The sequence below is a fragment of the Acuticoccus yangtzensis genome, assembly GCF_001927245.1.
GTDB lineage: Bacteria > Pseudomonadota > Alphaproteobacteria > Rhizobiales > Amorphaceae > Acuticoccus > Acuticoccus yangtzensis.
On sequence record NZ_MJUX01000001.1, the window covers coordinates 1,165,663 to 1,183,077 of the forward strand.

Annotated in this window: 17 protein-coding genes; 11 read left to right on the plus strand and 6 right to left on the minus strand. The window is 68.4% G+C overall.

From position 1 onward, the window contains the following. Window positions 1-4: 4 nt before the first annotated feature. The 4 genes from BIX52_RS05180 to BIX52_RS05195 all read right to left on the minus strand — a co-directional run bounded on the left by BIX52_RS05180 (window position 5) and on the right by BIX52_RS05195 (window position 4,034). Window positions 5-631 carry a GNAT family N-acetyltransferase gene (locus BIX52_RS05180; RefSeq protein WP_075219844.1) on the minus strand — a complete coding sequence of 209 codons (627 nt, stop codon included), beginning with the start codon at window positions 629-631 and terminating at the stop codon, window positions 5-7. Continuing rightward, window positions 628-1,896, minus strand: coding sequence for a M16 family metallopeptidase (locus BIX52_RS05185; protein ID WP_075219845.1), 1,269 nt, complete (start codon window positions 1,894-1,896; stop codon window positions 628-630). Before BIX52_RS05185 ends, BIX52_RS05180 begins: the two co-directional genes overlap by 4 nt. Continuing rightward, entirely contained in the window at window positions 1,893-3,290 is a 1,398-nt protein-coding gene (gene thrC / locus BIX52_RS05190; protein ID WP_075219846.1) for a threonine synthase, read from the minus strand. Before thrC ends, BIX52_RS05185 begins: the two co-directional genes overlap by 4 nt. A 153-nt stretch (window positions 3,291-3,443) precedes the next feature. Continuing rightward, window positions 3,444-4,034, minus strand: coding sequence for a YqgE/AlgH family protein (locus BIX52_RS05195; protein ID WP_075219847.1), 591 nt, complete (start codon window positions 4,032-4,034; stop codon window positions 3,444-3,446). A gap of 211 nt (window positions 4,035-4,245) precedes the next feature. Between BIX52_RS05195 and BIX52_RS05200 the strand changes: the two genes are divergently transcribed. The 11 genes from BIX52_RS05200 to BIX52_RS05250 all read left to right on the plus strand — a co-directional run bounded on the left by BIX52_RS05200 (window position 4,246) and on the right by BIX52_RS05250 (window position 15,485). Further along, entirely contained in the window at window positions 4,246-4,731 is a 486-nt protein-coding gene (locus BIX52_RS05200; protein ID WP_075219848.1) for a peroxiredoxin, read from the plus strand. 293 nt (window positions 4,732-5,024) lie between these two features. After that, the gene (gene ileS, locus BIX52_RS05205; protein ID WP_075219849.1) at window positions 5,025-8,105 is read left to right on the plus strand and encodes an isoleucine--tRNA ligase; all 3,081 of its coding nucleotides are present in this window, start codon (window positions 5,025-5,027) and stop codon (window positions 8,103-8,105) included. Between the two features lie 11 nt (window positions 8,106-8,116). Next, window positions 8,117-8,644, plus strand: coding sequence for a signal peptidase II (gene lspA / locus BIX52_RS05210; RefSeq protein ID WP_075219850.1), 528 nt, complete (start codon window positions 8,117-8,119; stop codon window positions 8,642-8,644). A gap of 147 nt (window positions 8,645-8,791) precedes the next feature. Further along, window positions 8,792-9,493: a hypothetical protein gene (locus BIX52_RS05215; protein ID WP_075219851.1), complete on the plus strand. Its 702-nt coding sequence runs from the start codon at window positions 8,792-8,794 to the stop codon at window positions 9,491-9,493. An 80-nt stretch (window positions 9,494-9,573) separates the two neighbouring features. Further along, on the plus strand, window positions 9,574-10,992 hold the full coding sequence (locus BIX52_RS05220; protein ID WP_075219852.1) for a M16 family metallopeptidase: 1,419 nt from the start codon (window positions 9,574-9,576) through the stop codon (window positions 10,990-10,992). Between the two features lie 13 nt (window positions 10,993-11,005). After that, window positions 11,006-12,310, plus strand: coding sequence for a M16 family metallopeptidase (locus BIX52_RS05225; RefSeq protein ID WP_075219853.1), 1,305 nt, complete (start codon window positions 11,006-11,008; stop codon window positions 12,308-12,310). Window positions 12,311-12,372: 62 nt separating this feature from the next. Continuing rightward, window positions 12,373-12,579 (plus strand): YdcH family protein, encoded by a 207-nt coding sequence (locus BIX52_RS05230; protein WP_075220196.1) that lies wholly within the window; start codon window positions 12,373-12,375, stop codon window positions 12,577-12,579. A 47-nt stretch (window positions 12,580-12,626) separates the two neighbouring features. Continuing rightward, window positions 12,627-13,091, plus strand: a complete 465-nt coding sequence (gene purE, locus BIX52_RS05235; RefSeq protein WP_075220197.1) for a 5-(carboxyamino)imidazole ribonucleotide mutase — start codon at window positions 12,627-12,629, stop codon at window positions 13,089-13,091. Between the two features lie 36 nt (window positions 13,092-13,127). After that, window positions 13,128-14,216, plus strand: coding sequence for a 5-(carboxyamino)imidazole ribonucleotide synthase (locus BIX52_RS05240; protein WP_075219854.1), 1,089 nt, complete (start codon window positions 13,128-13,130; stop codon window positions 14,214-14,216). Between the two features lie 154 nt (window positions 14,217-14,370). Continuing rightward, the gene (gene rpsU, locus BIX52_RS05245) at window positions 14,371-14,595 is read left to right on the plus strand and encodes a 30S ribosomal protein S21 (protein WP_075219855.1); all 225 of its coding nucleotides are present in this window, start codon (window positions 14,371-14,373) and stop codon (window positions 14,593-14,595) included. 38 nt (window positions 14,596-14,633) lie between these two features. Continuing rightward, a complete protein-coding gene (locus tag BIX52_RS05250; protein ID WP_108676407.1) occupies window positions 14,634-15,485 on the plus strand; it encodes a tetratricopeptide repeat protein in 852 nt (283 codons plus the stop codon). 49 nt (window positions 15,486-15,534) lie between these two features. On the opposite strand, the gene BIX52_RS05255 is transcribed toward BIX52_RS05250, so the two are convergent. Next, window positions 15,535-16,329, minus strand: coding sequence for a DUF2189 domain-containing protein (locus BIX52_RS05255; protein WP_075219856.1), 795 nt, complete (start codon window positions 16,327-16,329; stop codon window positions 15,535-15,537). Between the two features lie 162 nt (window positions 16,330-16,491). Then, window positions 16,492-17,388 (minus strand): branched-chain amino acid aminotransferase, encoded by an 897-nt coding sequence (locus tag BIX52_RS05260; RefSeq protein WP_075219857.1) that lies wholly within the window; start codon window positions 17,386-17,388, stop codon window positions 16,492-16,494. Window positions 17,389-17,415 lie beyond the last annotated feature (27 nt).

The window sequence follows — 17,415 nt, forward strand, 5'->3', positions numbered from 1 at the left end:
CGCATCATTGCTCCTCGTCCCGTGTGGGATCGATGGTGTCTCCATTGACGAGACCGAAAAGGACGTGATCGCGCCACGCCCCGTTGATGCACAGGAAGCGGCGGGCATAGCCCTCCTCGGTAAAGCCGACCCGCTTGAGAAGGCGGATCGACCGCTCATTGTGTGGCAGCGTGGCCGCTTCGATTCGGTTAAGGCCGAGCGTCTCGAAGCAGAAGGGGACGATGGTGCGTACGGCATCGCCCATGATGCCCTGGCCGGCGAACCGCTCGCCCATCCAATAGCCCATCGAGCAGGACTGGGTGACGCCGCGCTTGACGTGGGCCAGCGTGATGCCGCCCGCCAGCCGCCCCGTCTCGCCCTCGTAGACGAAGAAGGCGTAGCCCTCGTCGGCGCGGATGTCGCGGTGGTAGCGGCGCAGGCGGCGGCGGAAGGACATGCGCGTCAGGTCGTCGCGCGGCCAGGTCGGTTCCCAGGGCTTTAGGAAATGGCGGCTTTCCGCGCGCAGGGTGCTCCATTCGGTATAGTCGGCCGAAACCGGCATCTTCAGCCGCGTCAGCTTGCCCGCGAGAACGGTGCTCTCGTTCAGCGCGGCGGTGCCGCGCAGGGGGCCGGACCGCGGCAGGGCGCTCATAGGGCGGCGACCGGGGTGCCGAAGCGGGCAATGATGGCGGCGGCGTCCGTCGCCTCCGTGGCACCGATGGTGACGAGGGTCGGCGTGGAACGCACCACTTCGCCGAGGATGCGGCGCACGTCGGCGTCGGTCACGGCCTCGATCTCGGCGATGCGCTCCTCCTTCGGCACCAGGCGGCCGAAGACGATGGCCTGGCGCGCGGCCTGGCCCATGCGCGCGTTGCAGCTTTCGCGGCTCATCAGCAGGCCGGCGCGAAGCTGGGCCTTGGCACGGTCCAGCTCCTCGGCGGTGATGCCGGTGATCGCGGCCTCCAGCTCGTCCAGCACCACAGTGCGCGCTTCGGGCACGTCCTGAGGCGAGGTGGCGAGGTGGATGGCGAAGACGCCGGAATCGGAGAACGCCCAGTGGAAGGCGGAGGTGTCGTAGACGAGCCCCCTCTCCTCGCGCAGCGCCTGGAAGAGGCGGGAGGACATGCCGCCGCCGAGCACCATCGCGGCGAGCTGGGCGGCCACCGCGTCGTCATGCAGCGCGGCCCGGCCCTCGAAGCCGAAGATGAGCTGGCATTCGGACGCGTCGTCCGTCTCGGCCGCGGTGCCGCCGGTGTAGGTCGCCTTGGGTGCGGCGCGGGCGGGGCCGGTGGGCACCCTCTCGAACGCGCGGGCGACATCGTCGACGAAGCGGGCGTGGTCGACCTGGCCGGCGGCGACGACGGTCATCGCCGGGGCGGTATAGTTGGCGGCGAAGAAGCTCCGCAGCGCATCCGGCGAGATGGCGCCCACCGAGGCGCGGGTGCCGAGGATGCGGCGGCCGAGCGGCTGGCCGACGAAGGCCGCCTCCGGCAGCGCGTCGAAGGCGCGGTCTTCGGGGATGTCCTCCGCGGAGCCGATCTCCTGCAGGATCACGTGGCGCTCGCGCTCCACGTCGCCGGGGTCGAAGGCGGGGACGGTCAGAATGTCGGAGATGATGTCGAGGGCGAGCGGCAGGTCCTCGGTCAGCATGCGCGCATGATAGGCCGTGGTCTCGACGCTGGTGGCGGCGTTGATCTCACCGCCGACGCTCTCGATCGCCTCGGAAATCGCGCGGGCCGAGCGGTTCGCCGTGCCCTTGAAGGCCATGTGCTCCATGAAGTGGGCGATCCCGTGCTCGCCCTCCAGCTCGGAGCGCGTGCCGGTCTCCACCCACACGCCGACGGCGACGCTGTCGACATGGGCCATCTCGTCGGTGACGACGGTGAGGCCGGAGGGAAGCGTGGTGAGCTGGCTCATGCGGTCACCGCGCGGGCCCGCTCGAGGACGATGGCCGCGACGGCGGCGACGTCGGCGGCGACTTTGGTGGAGCGTTCTGGGTCGGTCATGACTTTTTCCAGCCGTTCGGGCTGCACGGGGCGGCGCCCGCATCCGGCTTCCACCGCATCCGGGAACTTGGCCGGGTGGGCGGTCGACAGGGTGACGATGGGGGTGCCGGCCGGAAGGTCAGCCTCGGCCGCCGCCTTCAGCCCGACCGCGGTGTGCGGGTCGACGATGAGGCCGGTCTCGGCGTAGGTGCGGCCGATCTGGCGGCGGGTGTCCTCGTCGTCGGCGCGGCCTGAAGCGAAGAGGGTCTTCATCTCGGCGAGTTCGGCCTCGGTCAGCGCGAAGCCGGTGCGCGGGTCGGCCATCCGCTCGGCGATCGACGCGGCGTTGCGGCCGGAAAGGTCGAACACCAGCCGCTCGAAGTTGGAGGACACCTGAATGTCCATCGACGGCGAGGTCGACGGCGAGACCGTGCCCGGAACGTAGCGGCCGGTACGCGAGGCGCGGTCCAGAATGTCGTTCTGGTTCGTGGCGATGATCAGCTTCTCGATCGGCAGGCCCATCTTGTGGGCGACGTAGCCGGCGAGGATGTCGCCGAAATTGCCCGTCGGCACCGAGAAGGCGACCTTGCGCTGCGGTCCGCCCAGCGCCAGGGCGGCGAAGAGATAGTAGGTGATCTGCGCCGCGACACGGGCCCAGTTGATCGAGTTCACGCCCGACATCGCCACCTTCTCGTTGAAGGCGCGGTCGACGAACAGCGCTTTGACGATGCGCTGGCAGTCGTCGAAATCGCCCGCGACGGCGAGGGTGTGGATGTTGTCGTCGGCGATCGTCGTCATCTGCCGGCGCTGCACGTCGGACACGCGCCCGTCCGGGTAGAGGATGAAGACGTCGATGTTGGCGGCGCCGCGGAAGGCTTCGGCGGCGGCGGCGCCCGTGTCGCCCGACGTCGCGGTGACGATGGTCGCCCGGCGGCCGCGCTCCTTCAGGATGCGGTCCATCAGCCGCGCCAGCGTCTGCATGGCGACGTCCTTGAAGGCGAGCGTGGGGCCGTGGAACAGCTCCATGATAAAGTGATCCGGCCCAACCTGGACGAGAGGCGTGCGCGCGATGTGGGTGAAGCTGCCCATCGCAGCGTCGATATCGGCTTTGAGGGCGACTTCGGGAAGTTCACCCGCGGCGAAGCGGGAGAGGACCGTATAGGCCATCGCCTCGAACGGGCGGCCGACGAGGGACGCCAGGGTCTCCTGGCTGAGGACGGGATAGGTCTCGGGCACGAAAAGCCCGCCATCGGGGGCGAGGCCCGCCAGCGTCGCGTCGCAAAAGCCCAGCGGCTGTGCGCCGCCCCTCGTCGAGATATACTGCACCCGGAACCGTTCCCCCCGCAAAAGGTCAGTCTCAGAAGACCTTCCGGCGACGTTCTGTCAACTCACCCCCCGATCTGCCGATGCCACAGCCACGGGTGTCCGGCGGCGTGCGCCGGGGCATGAACCGTCGGCCAGCGTCAAGACGCCTCGTGATCAGGCGTGGCCGGCCGCCGACGAAAGGAGCTGCGGGTCGAAGCCGAGCTTCTTCATCGCGCGCTCATATTTGCTGGTCACGTCGAGGTCGAAGAGAAGATCGTGATCCGCGGCGCAGTGGAGCCAGCCGTTGGAGGCGATCTCCTGCTCGAGCTGGCCGGGCGCCCACCCCGCATAGCCGAGGGCGAGGAGCGCCTGGCTCGGCCCCGATCCATGGGCGATGGCGCGCAGGATCTCCACCGTCGCGGTGAGGCAGACGTCCTCGCCGGCGACGAGGGTGGCCTCCTTCAGCATGAAGTCGGACGTATGGAGGACGAAGCCGCGCCCGGTTTCCACCGGACCGCCGCTGTGGACGGCGACGTTGCGCGCGGCCTGCGGCAGGCGGATCATGTTTTCCTCGTCCACCACGCCGAGCTGGCTCAGGAGGTCCACGAAGGAGACGTTCTTGGCGGGCTTGTTGACGATGATGCCCATCGCCCCTTCCTCGGAATGGGCGCAGAGGAAGACGACCGCGCGCGCAAAACGCTCGTCACCGATCTGCGGCATCGCGATCAGGCATTGACCTTCGAGATAGCCCTCTATCTTGTCCATCGGCTGGCCTCCCTGAGCTGCGCTCGATGAGAAGGTAGCACAGCAATTCGATCCATGAAGGCATGACGCGTGCCGCAAGCCACCTTTGTCATGCGGCGAAATTGCCCGCCCGGTCGAAGGGCCGTCGCAGCGATCGCCGCGGCCGGGGGGTGTGCGCGGCGTGGCGCGGGCCTATAGATGTCGTAACCACCACACGTCGGAGACATCGACCATGACGATTGCCGTTGGCGACACGCTGCCTGCCGCCACCTTCAAGACCATGACCGCGGACGGCCCGTCCGAGGTGAGCACCGAAGAGCTGACCAAAGGCCGCAAGGTCGTCGTGTTCGGCGTTCCGGGTGCCTTCACCCCGACCTGCCACAACAACCACCTCCCCGGCTTCCTCACCAACTACGACGACATCAAGTCCAAGGGCGTCGACGAGATCGCCGTCGTGTCGGTCAACGACGTGTTCGTGATGAACGCCTGGACCAAGGCGACCGAGGCCGGCGGCAAGATCACCTTCCTCGCCGACGGGTCCGCCGCCTTCACCAAGGCCGTGGGCCTCGACCTCGACGCGTCGGGCATCGGCATGGGCATCCGCTCCAAGCGCTACGCGATGCTGGTGGAAGACGGCGTGGTGAAGGTCCTCAACATCGAGGACGCGCCGGGCAAGGCGGTGGAATCCTCCGCCGAAGAGCTGATGAAGAGCCTCTAAGAGGCGCGCGAAAGGCGGCCCGCTCCGGCGGGCGGGCCGCCTTTCCATCCCTGGGGCAATCGGCGATCTACGCCTCGGGCGAGCGGCCATCTACGCCTCGGGCGAGCGGCCATCTACGCCTCGGGCGAGCGACCATCTAAGCCTGGGGCGAGCGGCGATCGACGGGAAAGGACACCACCGGGCTTGACAGGACGGGCAATATTCTCGTTCTGCCAACGATCCAAGATCGTGATCCCGCCTCGTCCGCCGTCTCTGGCGCGGGGTTTCCGCGCCCGACCAGAAAGCCCGTACCCATGTCCGTCACCCCGTCCGAACCGGCCACCGAGACCCGCGACTATTCCAAGACGCTGTTTCTGCCTCAGACGGAGTTCCCGATGCGGGCCGGCCTTCCGAAGAAGGAGCCGGAATGGCTCGCCAAGTGGAAGGAGATGGACCTTTATAAGAGCCTGCGCAAAGCCTCCGCGGGCCGCGAAAAATTCATCCTCCACGACGGCCCGCCCTACGCCAACGGCAACATCCACATCGGCACCGCGCTCAACAAGATCCTGAAGGATTTCGTCGTGCGCTCGCACCAGATGGCGGGATACGACGCCAACTACGTGCCGGGCTGGGACTGCCACGGCCTGCCGATCGAATGGAAGATCGAGGAACAGTACCGCGCCAAGGGCAAGAACAAGGACGAGGTGCCGATCGTCCAGTTCCGCGCCGAATGCCGGGACTATGCGCGCCACTGGGTCGGCGTGCAGCGCGAGGAGTTCGAGCGGCTCGGCGTCGTCGGCGACTTCCCCGTCGACTGGGACGAGAACTTCTCCGCAGGCGTTCCCCAGTCCGGCCCCTACCTGACGATGAGCTACGCCGCCGAGGCCGAGATCGCGCGCGAGATCATGATCTTCGCTTCAACGGGCCAGCTTTATCGCGGCTCCAAGCCGGTGATGTGGTCGGTGGTCGAGCGCACGGCGCTGGCCGAGGCCGAGGTGGAATATTACGACTACCAGTCCGACACGATCACCGTCGCCTTCCCGCTGACGAAGATCGCCGGGACCGGCGCCACGGCCGCCGGCGTCACCCCTGCGGCGGGCGGGATGATGGCGCACGAGATGCCGATGGACGTCACCCACGCCGAAGCGCACGCCGCGGCGGGTGACCTCGAGGGCGCGTCGGTGGTGATCTGGACCACCACGCCCTGGACCATCCCCGGCAACCGCGCCGTTTCCTACGGCCCCACCATCGCCTACGGCCTCTACACCGTCACCGAGGCGGCCGAGGACAACTGGCTGAAGGCCGGAGCCCGGATCATCCTTGCCGACACCTTGGCGGACGAGGTGCTGAAATCCACCCGCGTCACCGGCTGGGAGCGGGTGCGCGACGTGACGGGGGCCGAGCTCTCCGGCTACCGCGCCAGCCATCCCTACGCCACGCTGGACGGGACGAACGGCTTCTACACCTTCCCCGTGCCGCTGCTGCCGGGCGACCACGTGACCGACGACGCGGGCACCGGCTTCGTCCACACGGCGCCCGGCCACGGCGTGGAGGACTTCGAGGCGTGGATGAACGCGCGGCGCGATCTCGAAGCCGCCGGCATCAACCCCGCGATCCCCTACACCGTCGGCCCGGACGGCCTCTACACCAAGGACGCGCCGGGCTTCGAGGGCCTCGCGGTCATCACCGACAAGGGTGAGAAGGGCAAAGCCAACCAGGCCAACATCGACGCGCTGGTGGCGACCGGGGCGATCATCGCGCGCGGCCGGGTGAAGCACACCTATCCGCACTCCTGGCGCTCCAAGAAGCCGGTCATCTTCCGCAACACGCCGCAATGGTTCATCGCCATGGACCGCGAGATCCCGGCGACGCCGTTCGCACCCGCCGGCGGCACCTTGCGCGAGCGCGCCGTGGCGGCCATCGACGAGACCCAGTTCGTGCCGCCCGCCGGCCGCAACCGCCTGCGCGGCATGATCGAGAACCGGCCCGATTGGGTGGTGTCGCGGCAACGCGCCTGGGGCGTGCCGATCACCGTCTTCGTCCACGCCGAGACGGGCGAGGTCCTGAAGGACGATGCGGTGAACGCCGCCATCGCCGCCGCCTTCGAGGCGGAGGGCGCGGACGCCTGGTTCGCGGACGGCGCCAAGGAGCGCTTCCTCGCCGGCCGCGCCGACGCCGACCAATGGCAGATGGTCACCGACATTCTCGACGTGTGGTTCGATTCAGGCTCCACGCACGCCTTCTGCCTCGCCAAGCGCGCCGACCTCCAGTGGCCGGCCGACGTCTATCTGGAAGGCTCCGACCAGCACCGCGGCTGGTTTCACTCCTCGCTCTTGGAAAGCTGCGGCACCCGCGGCCGTGCGCCCTACAAGACCGTCATCACCCACGGCTTCACCATGGCCGAGGACGGGCGCAAGATGTCCAAATCGCTGGGCAACACGATCGCCCCGCAGGACATCATCAAGGAGTTCGGCGCCGACATCCTGCGCCTGTGGGTGGCGAGCCAGGACTATTCGGACGACCAGCGCATCGGCAAGGAGATCATGAAGGGCGTCGCCGACGCCTACCGCAAGCTGCGCAACTCCATCCGCTGGATGCTGGGCACCCTCGCCCACGCCGACGATGCCCCGGTGGACCTCGCCGCGGCGCCCGAGCTGGAGCGGCTGATGCTCCACCGGCTCGCGGTGCTGGACGCGGACATCAAGGACGCCTACCGCCGCTTCGACTACAGCCACGTCGCCCACACGCTGATGACCTTCGCCAACGTGGAGCTGTCGGCCTTCTACTTCGACATCCGCAAGGACGCGCTCTATTGCGACGCGCCGTCCTCGCCGCGCCGCCGTGCCGCGCTCGCCGTGGTCGACAAGCTGTTCGACGCGATCGTCACCTGGATGGCGCCGATCCTGCCCTTCACGATGGAAGAAAGCTGGACCTCGCGCGGCCACGAGGGCTCGGTCCACATGGAGACCTACTTCACCGCCGATCCCGCCTGGCGCGACGATGCGCTGGCGGCGCGCTGGGAGAAGGTGCGCCGCGTGCGCCGCGTCGTCACCGGCGCGCTGGAGGTGGAGCGGCGCGAGAAGCGCATCGGCTCCTCGCTGGAGGCGCATCCGGTCGTGACGATCGCCGACGACGAGCTGCGCGCCGCGGTCGAGGCGGTGGACTTCGCCGACGTCGTCATCGCCTCCGCGGTGACGATAAAGGGTGGCGCGGCGGACGAGAGCGCCTTCACTCTTCCCGAGGTGCCGGGCGTTTCCGTCACCGTGGGCCTCGCCGAAGGCCGCCGCTGCGCCCGCTCGTGGAAGGTGCTGCCGGACGTCGGCGCCGACCCGCGCTACCCGGACCTTTCGCCGCGCGACGCCGCGGCGATGGCCGAGATCGAAGCCGCCGCGTAAGACCCGTCGGCATGACGATCGACACGCCCCGCGCGGCGACCCCGTGGACCGGGCGCACCGCCGCGCTCATCCTCACCCTCGCCCTCTTCGTCGCCGACCAGGCGACGAAGCTCTGGGTGCTGTCGCTCGATTTTTCGGCCGGGCCGATCACCGTCGCCCCCTTCGCCGACATCACCCTGGTGATGAACCGGGGCATCAGCTACGGCCTGCTGCAGCAGGACGGGCACGGGCGCTGGCTCCTCGTCGCCTTCACCCTCGCGGCGACGGCGGCGCTGTCGGTCTGGCTCTGGCGCGCCAAGCTCGGCCTCACGCGGATCGCCCTCGCCTTCATCATCGGCGGCGCGGTGGGCAACCTCGTCGACCGGGTGCTCTACGGCGCGGTGGTGGACTTCGTGCACCTCTATTGGGGCGCCTGGTCGTGGTACATCTTCAACGTGGCGGATGCGGCCATCGTCGTCGGCGTGGCGCTGCTGCTGGTCGAGAGCCTGACCGGCGGCGACGGCCGCCGCTCCCGCCGCGGCGAGACCACCAACGGTTAACAGTTTCCTGCCAGTGTTGCCGCAAAGCCTCAGATCGGCGGTCTCGACACTGCGCCGGTCAGTGTGATCGCGGGCCCGGTTGACTTGGCGGCCCGGCTTCGCGATGGCTTCAGTTGGTGGTGTATCTGCCACAATGTGGAGAGTCCCATGGTGCGTTCCGTCCTCATCGCGGCCTTCGTGGCTGTCGGCTTGTCCGGCTGCAACACGGCCTACAACTATTTCGAGGAAGAGCCGGACCCCACGGCGGAGGTCGAGCAGGGCAGCGTCTTCGGCATGTTGCTGACCCGCGGCGGCCTTGCCGAGCAGACCCGCTCGCCGGGCGACACCTACAAGCCCCGCGCCCCGCTGGCGATGCCGGGCTCCAGCGATCTGCCGCCCCCGTCCGACACGTCGTCGGCCGAAGCCGCGGTGAATTTCCCCAAGGACCACGACGTCGAAGCCCGTGAGGCCAAGCGCGCCCAATACGAGCAGGCGGCAGCGCTCGACGCCGCCGCGACCGCCCGCGGCGGCCGCTTCCTCCCCGGCGAGATGGACGACGGGCCGATGGCCCGCCAGGCCACCGTCGCCGACGAGCTCAGCCGCGTGGAAGATCCGGGCCGCAAATTGTCGCGCGAGGAAATGAAGGTCACCATCCGCGGCCGCTCGATGCGCAACGTGATGCTGAACGAGGACGGCACGGCCGCCCCGCGCACCTCGCTCATCCAGCCGCCGACCGCCTATCGCACCCCGTCCGAGACCGCCGCGCTTCCCGAGAAGCGGGACATCGAGAACTCGGAATGGATGAAAAAAGAGATGTATAAGAACGCCAAGCAGGTGGACCCCAGCGCCCGCGTCATGCCGAAGCAGTGACCGCGTTACAAAATCTTCAGTGGTAACCGGCGCGCGTGAGGCGTACCTCCCTGTCATGAGTAGTGATAGGGTTTCTCCGCATGACGTTCCGAACGATCGTAGCCGCGGCAGCCGCCGCGGCCATGTTGTCGCTCCCCGCAAAGGCTGAGCCCGTGGATCTCGGCAACGTTTCCATCGCCCCCGATACGACCACCTTCACGCTGGACAACGGCCTCGAAGTCGTCGTCATTCCCGACCGCCGCGCGCCGATCGTCACGCACATGATCTGGTACCGGCTCGGCTCGGCGGACGAGCCGGCGGGCAAGTCCGGCATCGCCCACTACCTCGAACACCTGATGTTCAAGGGCACCGAGGCGCACCCCGGCAACACCTTCTCGACCACCGTGGCACGGCTCGGCGGGCGCGAGAACGCCTTCACCTCGAACGACTACACCGCCTATTTCCAGCAGGTCGCCAAGGAGCATCTGCCGGACATGATGGCCTTCGAGGCCGACCGCATGCGCGGCCTGCAGCTCACCGAAGAGGTGTCCGCGCCCGAGCTCCAGGTGATCCTGGAAGAGCGGCGCATGCGCGTCGACACCCAGCCCTCCGCCGAACTCGGCGAGGCGGTGGACGCCGCCCTCTACATCAACCATCCCTATGGCGACCCGGTGATCGGCTGGCCGGACGAGGTGGCAGCCCTCACCCACGAGGACGCGCTCAGCTTCTACCGCAACTATTATCGCCCGGGCGCGGCGATCCTCGTCATCGCCGGTGACGTGACCGAGGCGGAGATCCGCGACCTCGCCGAGAAGACCTACGGCCAGATCCCCGACGATCTCGGCCCCTTCACCCGCGCCCGCCCGCCGATTCAGAAGCTGCGTGCCGAGCGCACGGTGGAGCTGAAGGACCCGCGCGTGCAGCAGCGTTCCACGCAGATCTCGTGGATCGTGCCGAGCTACACCACCGCCGAGCCGGGCGAGGGTGAAGCGCTCGACGTCCTGGGCGAGGTTCTGGGCGGCAACAACACGAGCCGCATTTACACCGCCCTCGTGCGCGAGGAAGGCCTCGCCACCAGCGCAGGCGCCTACTACCAGTCCTCCGCCGTCGACGATACGCGCTTCGTCTTCTACGCCACGCCGGCCGACGGGGCCGAGCTTCCGGCGATCGAGGCGCGGGCGCGCGAGATCATCGCCGACGTGGCGCGGGACGGCATCACCGCCGAGGAGCTGCGCCGCGCCAAGACGAACCTGTTGTCCTCGGTGATTTTCGCGCAGGACAACCAGTCGTCTCTGGCACGCATCTTCGGCGCGGCGATCGCCACCGGCTCCACGGTGGACGACATCAAAGCCTGGCCGCAGCGCATCGCCAGCGTGACCGCCGAACAGGTCCAGGCGGCGGCGCAGACCTATCTGGCCGGCAAGGCCGCGGTCACCGGGCGCCTGCTGACCGCGTCCGCCGAGGACGCCTCCCAAGAGGCGCCCGACGTGGACGCCCCCGCCCCCGCCGCAGTCCAGTAAGGCGGGGTCCATCATGCGTCAGCTCATCCGTACCGTTGCCGCCTTCGGCTTTTTGACCGCCACAATTGGGAGCGCGAGCGCCATCGACATTCAGGAAGTGACCAGCCCCGGCGGCATCAAGGCGTGGCTGGTGTCCGATTCCACGGTCCCGCTGGTCGCCGTCGATTTCGCCTTCGCCGGCGCCGGCAGCTCGCAGGACCCGGACGACAAAACCGGCCGCGCCAACCTCCTCTCCGCCATGCTGGACGAGGGCGCCGCCGACTATGACAGCGTCGCCTTCCAGACCGCGCTGCGCGACAATGCGGTGAGGCTCTCCTTCGACCCCAGCCGCGACCAGTTCTACGGCGACATGCGCGTCATCTCCGCCAATCTGGAGCGCGGCTTCGACCTCCTCGCCCTCGCCCTCAACGAACCGCGGTTCGAGGACGAGGCGATGCGGCGCATGCAGGCGTCCATCATCGCCAGCCTGCGGCGCGAGCAGACCGACCCCGATTCCATCGCCGGCCGGCTCTGGTCCCGCACCGCCTTCCCGGACCACCCCTATGGGCGGCCCGCCAACGGCACCCCGGAATCGATCGCCGCGATGACGCGCGAGGATCTCGAGGCCGCGCTCACCGGCTTCGGCAAGGACAATCTCGTCATCTCCGTGGTGGGCGACGTGGACGCTGAGACGCTGGGTCCGCTCCTCGACCGCGCCTTCGGTGGCTTGCCGGACACCGCGACACTGACCCCGGTTCCGGAGGTCGAGGCGGCGACGGACCAGACCGCGAGCGAAGTCATCGCCACGCCGCAGACGTCGATCCGCTTCGGCGGGCCGGGCATTGCGCGCAAGGACGAGGATTTCATCCCCGCCTACGTGATGAACCACATCCTGGGCGGCGGCTCCTTCTCGTCCTGGCTGTTCGAGGAGGTGCGCGAGAAACGCGGCCTCGCCTACTCGGTCTATTCCTACGTGGCTCCGTTCGACCACACCGCGATCTTCGGCGGCGGCACGGCGACCCGCAACGACCGGGCGATGGAAGCGGTGGAGGTGATCATGGCGCAGCTCCAGCGGATGGCCACCGAAGGGCCGACCGAAGCCGAGCTCGACGACGCCAAGGCTTATCTCACCGGCTCCTATGCGCTACGCTTCGGCTCGTCCAACTCCACCGCGCGGCAACTTTTGGCCATCCAGCTCGAAGAACTCGGCAAGGACTATATCGACCGGCGTAACAGTTTGATCGAAGCTGTGACTTTGGCCGATGTCCGCCGGGCCGCCGCCCGGATTCTGGGGGAAGGCAAGCCCACGGTCGCCGTCGTCGGCGCCCCGGCCGAATAATCCGGCTCGACAGCGTTCCGCGGGTTGATCTATCAAACGCTTGACCCGCGGCATATATGCTCATGGATGACGAAGCTCAAATCGAACTTGTCTCTCGGCTCAAGGCGCTGAAGGAACAGCACCGCGACCTCGACGCCGCCGTCGAGGCGCTTGTTTTCGCCGGCTCCACGGACCTTCTCCAGATCCAGCGCCTCAAGAAGCGGAAGCTTCAGCTGCGGGACGAAATTCGCCTCGTCTCCAACAAGATCCTTCCGGACATCATCGCGTGATTTCCTCCTTCGATCCCGCTGCGCCCGCGGCCCCCGTCGCCGTCATCATGGGCAGCCAGTCCGACTGGGCGACCATGCGCGGCGCGGCGACCACCTTGGGCGAGCTCGGCATCGGCCACGACGCGCTCATCGTGTCGGCCCACCGCACCCCCAAGCGCCTTTACGACTTCGCCGAAACCGCCGCGGCGCGCGGTGTGCGCGTCGTCATCGCCGGGGCGGGGGGCGCTGCCCATCTGCCGGGCATGGTGGCCGCCATCACTCCCCTCCCCGTGTTCGGCGTTCCGGTCGAAAGCAAGGCGCTGTCCGGATGGGACAGCCTGCTTTCGATCGTGCAGATGCCGGCGGGCGTCCCTGTCGGCACCCTTGCCATCGGCCGCGCCGGTGCGGTGAACGCCGCGCTCCTCGCCGCCTCGGTGCTGGCGCTGTCCGACCCCGCCTTGGGCGAGCGTCTCGTCGCCTGGCGTGCGGCCCGCACCGCCTCCGTCGCCGCCCATCCGACGGACGAGGCCTGACCCGTCCGCCCTCCCCGCCCGTTTCGGAGCGCTGTCATGACACTTTCCCCTGGCGCCACCGTCGGCATCCTCGGCGGCGGGCAGCTCGGCCGTATGCTGGCCACCGCCGCCGCCGAGCTCGGCCTCGCCGTCCACATCTTCAGCCCCGAGGCGGACCCGCCCGCGGCTGATGTCGCCCGGTCCACCACCATCGCGCCCTATGAGGACGCCGCCGCGCTGGCCGCCTTCGCCGCCGCCGTCGACGTCGTCACCTACGAGTTCGAGAATGTGCCCGTGTCAGCGGTGCGCCCGCTCGGCGACAAGGTCCGCCCTGGCCCGCGCGCTTTGGAAGTGGCGCAGGACCGGCTGACCGAGAAGGCCTTTCTGGCCGAATGCGGGCTTCCCGTGGCGCCGCACCGCGCTGTGGACAGCGCCGCCGACGTCGCCGCTGCGATGGCCGACTTCGGCGGCAACGGCATCCTGAAGACGCGCCGGCTCGGCTATGACGGCAAGGGCCAGGTGCGCCTCGCGCCGGGCGCCGATCCCGCCGCCGCCTTCGCCGCCATCGGCGAGGTTCCGGCGATCGTGGAAGCGCTGGTGCCCTTCACGGCCGAGACCTCAACCGTTCTCGCCCGCGGGTTGGACGGAAGCGTCGCCGCCTATGCCGCGCCCGCCAACGTCCACAGCGAGGGCATCCTGCGCCGCTCCACCGTTCCGGGGCCGCTCTCCGCGGATCTGGAGGCGACGGCGGCGCGCCACACAGCCGCGGTCGCAGAAGCACTCGGCTATGTCGGCGTCGTCGCCATCGAGTGGTTCGTGACCGACGACCCGGAGCGCCCGCTGATCGCCAACGAGATGGCGCCGCGGGTCCACAATACGGGCCATTGGACGCAGGACGCCGCCGTGGCGAGCCAGTTCGAGAACCACATCCGCGCGATCTCCGGGTGGCCCTTGGGGTCGACGGCGCGCACCGCGGATGCGGCGATGATCAACCTCATCGGCCACGACGCGGACGATTGGGCGGCCCACCTGGACAACCGGCTGGCCAAGCTCCATCTTTATGGCAAGAAAGACACGCGTCCTGGTCGCAAGATGGGGCACGTGAACGTCCTCAGCCGCGGTGTGGACTTCTCCCGCGCGGACTGATAGAGGGCATCATTCGCGCGTATGTAGCTGGGCTGGCGGCTCCTGGGTGGGAGCGGCCCGGCTGCTTGCGCGCATTGGCGTTGGCTTTGGGATCTGACGTCCGGCAAGACGGTGCAGCCGAAAATGCGCCGTGCAACAGAAGGAAGACGGCCAAGTGCAGGTTCTCGTTCGGGACAACAACGTCGATCAGGCGCTGAAGGCGCTGAAGAAGAAGATGCAGCGCGAAGGCATCTTCCGTGAAATGAAGATGCGCAACCACTATGAAAAGCCCTCCGAGCGTAAGGCTCGCGAGAAGGCTGAGGCTGTTCGCCGCGCCCGTAAGCTTGCACGCAAGCGCGCCCAGCGCGAAGGTCTCCTCCCGGGTAAGAAGCGCAGCTGAACCATTTCAGCCGCGTCACCGGCGTGTGGTGGAGTAACATGACGCGGATTCTGTCCCGAACCTTTGCCGTGGCCGTTCCGATGGCCCTCGCGGCCGCCGTGCTCGGCGGCTGCGTGGTCGACGATGCGATGACGACTCCCGGCCGGCTCATCGACCCGGCATCGGGTTCGCCGACCAACATCGCCTCGCTGACGGCCGTGGTGGAAGCCAACCCGAACGATGCCAGCGCCTACAACATGCGCGGCACGGCCTACGGGCGGGGCAACAAGCTGAACGACGCGCTGTCGGACTTCGACAGAGCGATCCAGATCGACCCGCAATATTACCAGGCCTACGCCAACCGCGCCCTGGTGCACCGGCGGATGAACAATCTGGACGCCGCGCTGGCGGACTATAATTCCGCGCTGCGCATCAATCCGACCTACGACACGGCCCTCGTCGGCCGTGGCAACATCTACCGCCTGAAGAACCAGTCGGACCGCGCGCTGGAGGACTTCAACGCCGCGATCCGGGCCAATTCGGGCGATCCGCGCGCCTATCACAACCGCGCGCTGATCTATCAATCGCAGAACCTGCACGCCTTCGCGGTGGAGGACTTCGGCATCGCGATCGGCCTCGATCCGCAGGCGCCCGAGCCCTACAACGGCCGCGGCGTGTCCTATCTCGCCACAGGCGACGTCGAAGCCGCGCTGCAGGACTTCAACCAGGCACTGCAGATCGACCGCCAATATGCCGACGCCTGGTCCAACCGCGGCCTTGCGCTGGAATATCAGGGCGATACGGACAAGGCGCGCGCCGCGTACAACCGCGCGCTGCAGCTCCGCCCCGGCTACGAGCCGGCGCGCGAAGGCCTCAGCCGCATCGACACCGGGCGCGCCCCGCTGCGCTGAGCCCGCGTCAGGGCGCCACGTGAGGCGCCCTCCCCCATCACGACACCGATCATGACGGGACGAGCCGCCGGTAGAGGTGCCACGTGGCATGCCCGAACAGCGGCAGCGCGACGACGAAGCCCGCGAAGGCCGGCGCCGCAGCGATGGACATGAGGGCGCCGATCAGCGCCGCCCAGGACAGCATCACGACCGGGCTCGCCAGCACAGCCTTGAAGGATGTGATGATGGCGGTCGCGATGTCGGCATCCCGGTCCAGCAGGAACGGGAAGGACAGCGCCGAGAGGCAGTAGGCGACGAACGCGAAGGCCGCGCCGACGATGTGCCCCCAGACCAGGAATTCCAGTCCGCGCCGGGTGGTGACGAGGTCCGGCAGCATGTCGACGAATGGCGGCGCGTCGACACCATAATAGATGGCGTAGATGAAGACCGCCGCGCGGCTCCAGATGCCGAGCCACAGCACCAGCACAAGACCGAGGATCATGAGCGAGCGCCGCGCGGTGCCGCCGGCGATGGCGAGCGCGTCCGCCGGGCCGAAGCCGAGCCCCAGCGCACGGCGGCGGCTGATCTCGTAGAGGATGGTCGCCGCAAAGGGCGCCACCATGACGAAGCCGCCGAGCAGCGGGAAGGTCAACCCGTCCCAGGTGGACGATCCGGTGACGGCGACGAGCACCCACCCGAAGGCGGCGTAGGCGAGGCCCACCGTGATGCCGAAGAGCGGGGCGGCGCAGAAGTCGCCCCAACCTGCGGCGAGCGCTGCGCCGAGGTCGCCCCACGTCGCGGCCCTGACCGCCGGCACGCCGGCCGCCTCGCGCCATGGTCCCGCCTCGTCTCTCCCCTCACCCATCGCGCCGCGTCCCGGTTCTATTCTTGCGGGCGAGGGTAGCAGTCTTACGCCCAAGCGCCAGCGCCCGCAGTCGCGGCGCCAACGCAAAAGCCCCGGCGGGATGGACCCCCGGGGCTTTTAAAGGTGTGACGGACAGGCGGCGCGGTGGCGCCGCCCTTCCGATCAGGCGACGTCGCGCAGGGCGGCGTGGGCCGGCTGGACCGCTTCGGCATAGGCCTCGATCAGCGTCTTGGTGATCGCGCCCGGCACGAAGCTGTAGGGCCCGATCTCGCCGACCGGGGTCACCTCGGCGGCGGTGCCGGTGAGGAAGCACTCCTCGAAGTCCGCCATCTCCTCCGGCATGATCGTGCGCTGGTTCACCTCGATGCCGCGCTCGCGGGCGAGGCGGATCACGGTGCGGCGGGTGATGCCGTCCAGGAAGCAATCGGGCGTCGGCGTGTGGATGACGCCGTCCTTGATGAAGAAGACGTTCGCGCCCGTCGCTTCGGCGATGTGGCCGCGATAATCGTACATCAGCGCGTCCTGGTAGCCCTTCGACTCCGCGGCGTGCTTGGACAGCGTGCAGATCATGTAGAGGCCGGCGGCCTTGGCATGGCACGGGATGGTGCGCGGATCGGGGCGCCGCCAGTCGGAGATGTCGAGGCGGATGCCCTTCTCGCGCAGGGCCGGGTCGAAATAGGACGGCCAGGCCCAGGCGGCGATGGCGACGTGGATCGAGTTCTTCTGCGCCGAGACGCCCATCATCTCCGACCCGCGCCAGGCGATCGGACGGACATAAGCGTCGGTCAGACCCATGCGTGCCACGGTTTCCCGCTTGGCAGCATTAATGGCTTCCTTGCTATAGGGCATCTGGAACCCGAGAGCTTCAGCGGAGGCGAAGAGACGGTCGGTATGCGCCTCGCACTCGAAAATCGAGCCGCCATAGGCGCGCTCACCCTCGAATACGGCGCTGCCATAGTGCAGCCCGTGGGACAGAACATGCAGCTTCGCATCTTTCCATTCCACGAACGAGCCGTCGAACCAGATTTCACCCTCATGCTGATCGAAAGGAAGAGCCATCTTTTTAGTCTCCAATGGCGCGCATTT

What these genes read in the sequence shown, in the direction of transcription:
- BIX52_RS05180 (WP_075219844.1), bottom strand. Translation starts at nt 631, where the DNA reads ATGAGCGCCCTGCCGCGGTCCGGCCCCCTGCGCGGCACCGCCGCGCTG.
- BIX52_RS05185 (WP_075219845.1), bottom strand. Translation starts at nt 1,896, where the DNA reads ATGAGCCAGCTCACCACGCTTCCCTCCGGCCTCACCGTCGTCACCGAC.
- BIX52_RS05195 (WP_075219847.1), bottom strand. Translation starts at nt 4,034, where the DNA reads ATGGACAAGATAGAGGGCTATCTCGAAGGTCAATGCCTGATCGCGATG.
- BIX52_RS05200 (WP_075219848.1), top strand. Translation starts at nt 4,246, where the DNA reads ATGACGATTGCCGTTGGCGACACGCTGCCTGCCGCCACCTTCAAGACC.
- ileS (WP_075219849.1), top strand. Translation starts at nt 5,025, where the DNA reads ATGTCCGTCACCCCGTCCGAACCGGCCACCGAGACCCGCGACTATTCC.
- lspA (WP_075219850.1), top strand. Translation starts at nt 8,117, where the DNA reads ATGACGATCGACACGCCCCGCGCGGCGACCCCGTGGACCGGGCGCACC.
- BIX52_RS05215 (WP_075219851.1), top strand. Translation starts at nt 8,792, where the DNA reads ATGGTGCGTTCCGTCCTCATCGCGGCCTTCGTGGCTGTCGGCTTGTCC.
- BIX52_RS05220 (WP_075219852.1), top strand. Translation starts at nt 9,574, where the DNA reads ATGACGTTCCGAACGATCGTAGCCGCGGCAGCCGCCGCGGCCATGTTG.
- BIX52_RS05225 (WP_075219853.1), top strand. Translation starts at nt 11,006, where the DNA reads ATGCGTCAGCTCATCCGTACCGTTGCCGCCTTCGGCTTTTTGACCGCC.
- BIX52_RS05230 (WP_075220196.1), top strand. Translation starts at nt 12,373, where the DNA reads ATGGATGACGAAGCTCAAATCGAACTTGTCTCTCGGCTCAAGGCGCTG.
- purE (WP_075220197.1), top strand. Translation starts at nt 12,627, where the DNA reads ATGGGCAGCCAGTCCGACTGGGCGACCATGCGCGGCGCGGCGACCACC.
- BIX52_RS05240 (WP_075219854.1), top strand. Translation starts at nt 13,128, where the DNA reads ATGACACTTTCCCCTGGCGCCACCGTCGGCATCCTCGGCGGCGGGCAG.
- BIX52_RS05250 (WP_108676407.1), top strand. Translation starts at nt 14,634, where the DNA reads ATGACGCGGATTCTGTCCCGAACCTTTGCCGTGGCCGTTCCGATGGCC.
- BIX52_RS05255 (WP_075219856.1), bottom strand. Translation starts at nt 16,329, where the DNA reads ATGGGTGAGGGGAGAGACGAGGCGGGACCATGGCGCGAGGCGGCCGGC.
- BIX52_RS05260 (WP_075219857.1), bottom strand. Translation starts at nt 17,388, where the DNA reads ATGGCTCTTCCTTTCGATCAGCATGAGGGTGAAATCTGGTTCGACGGC.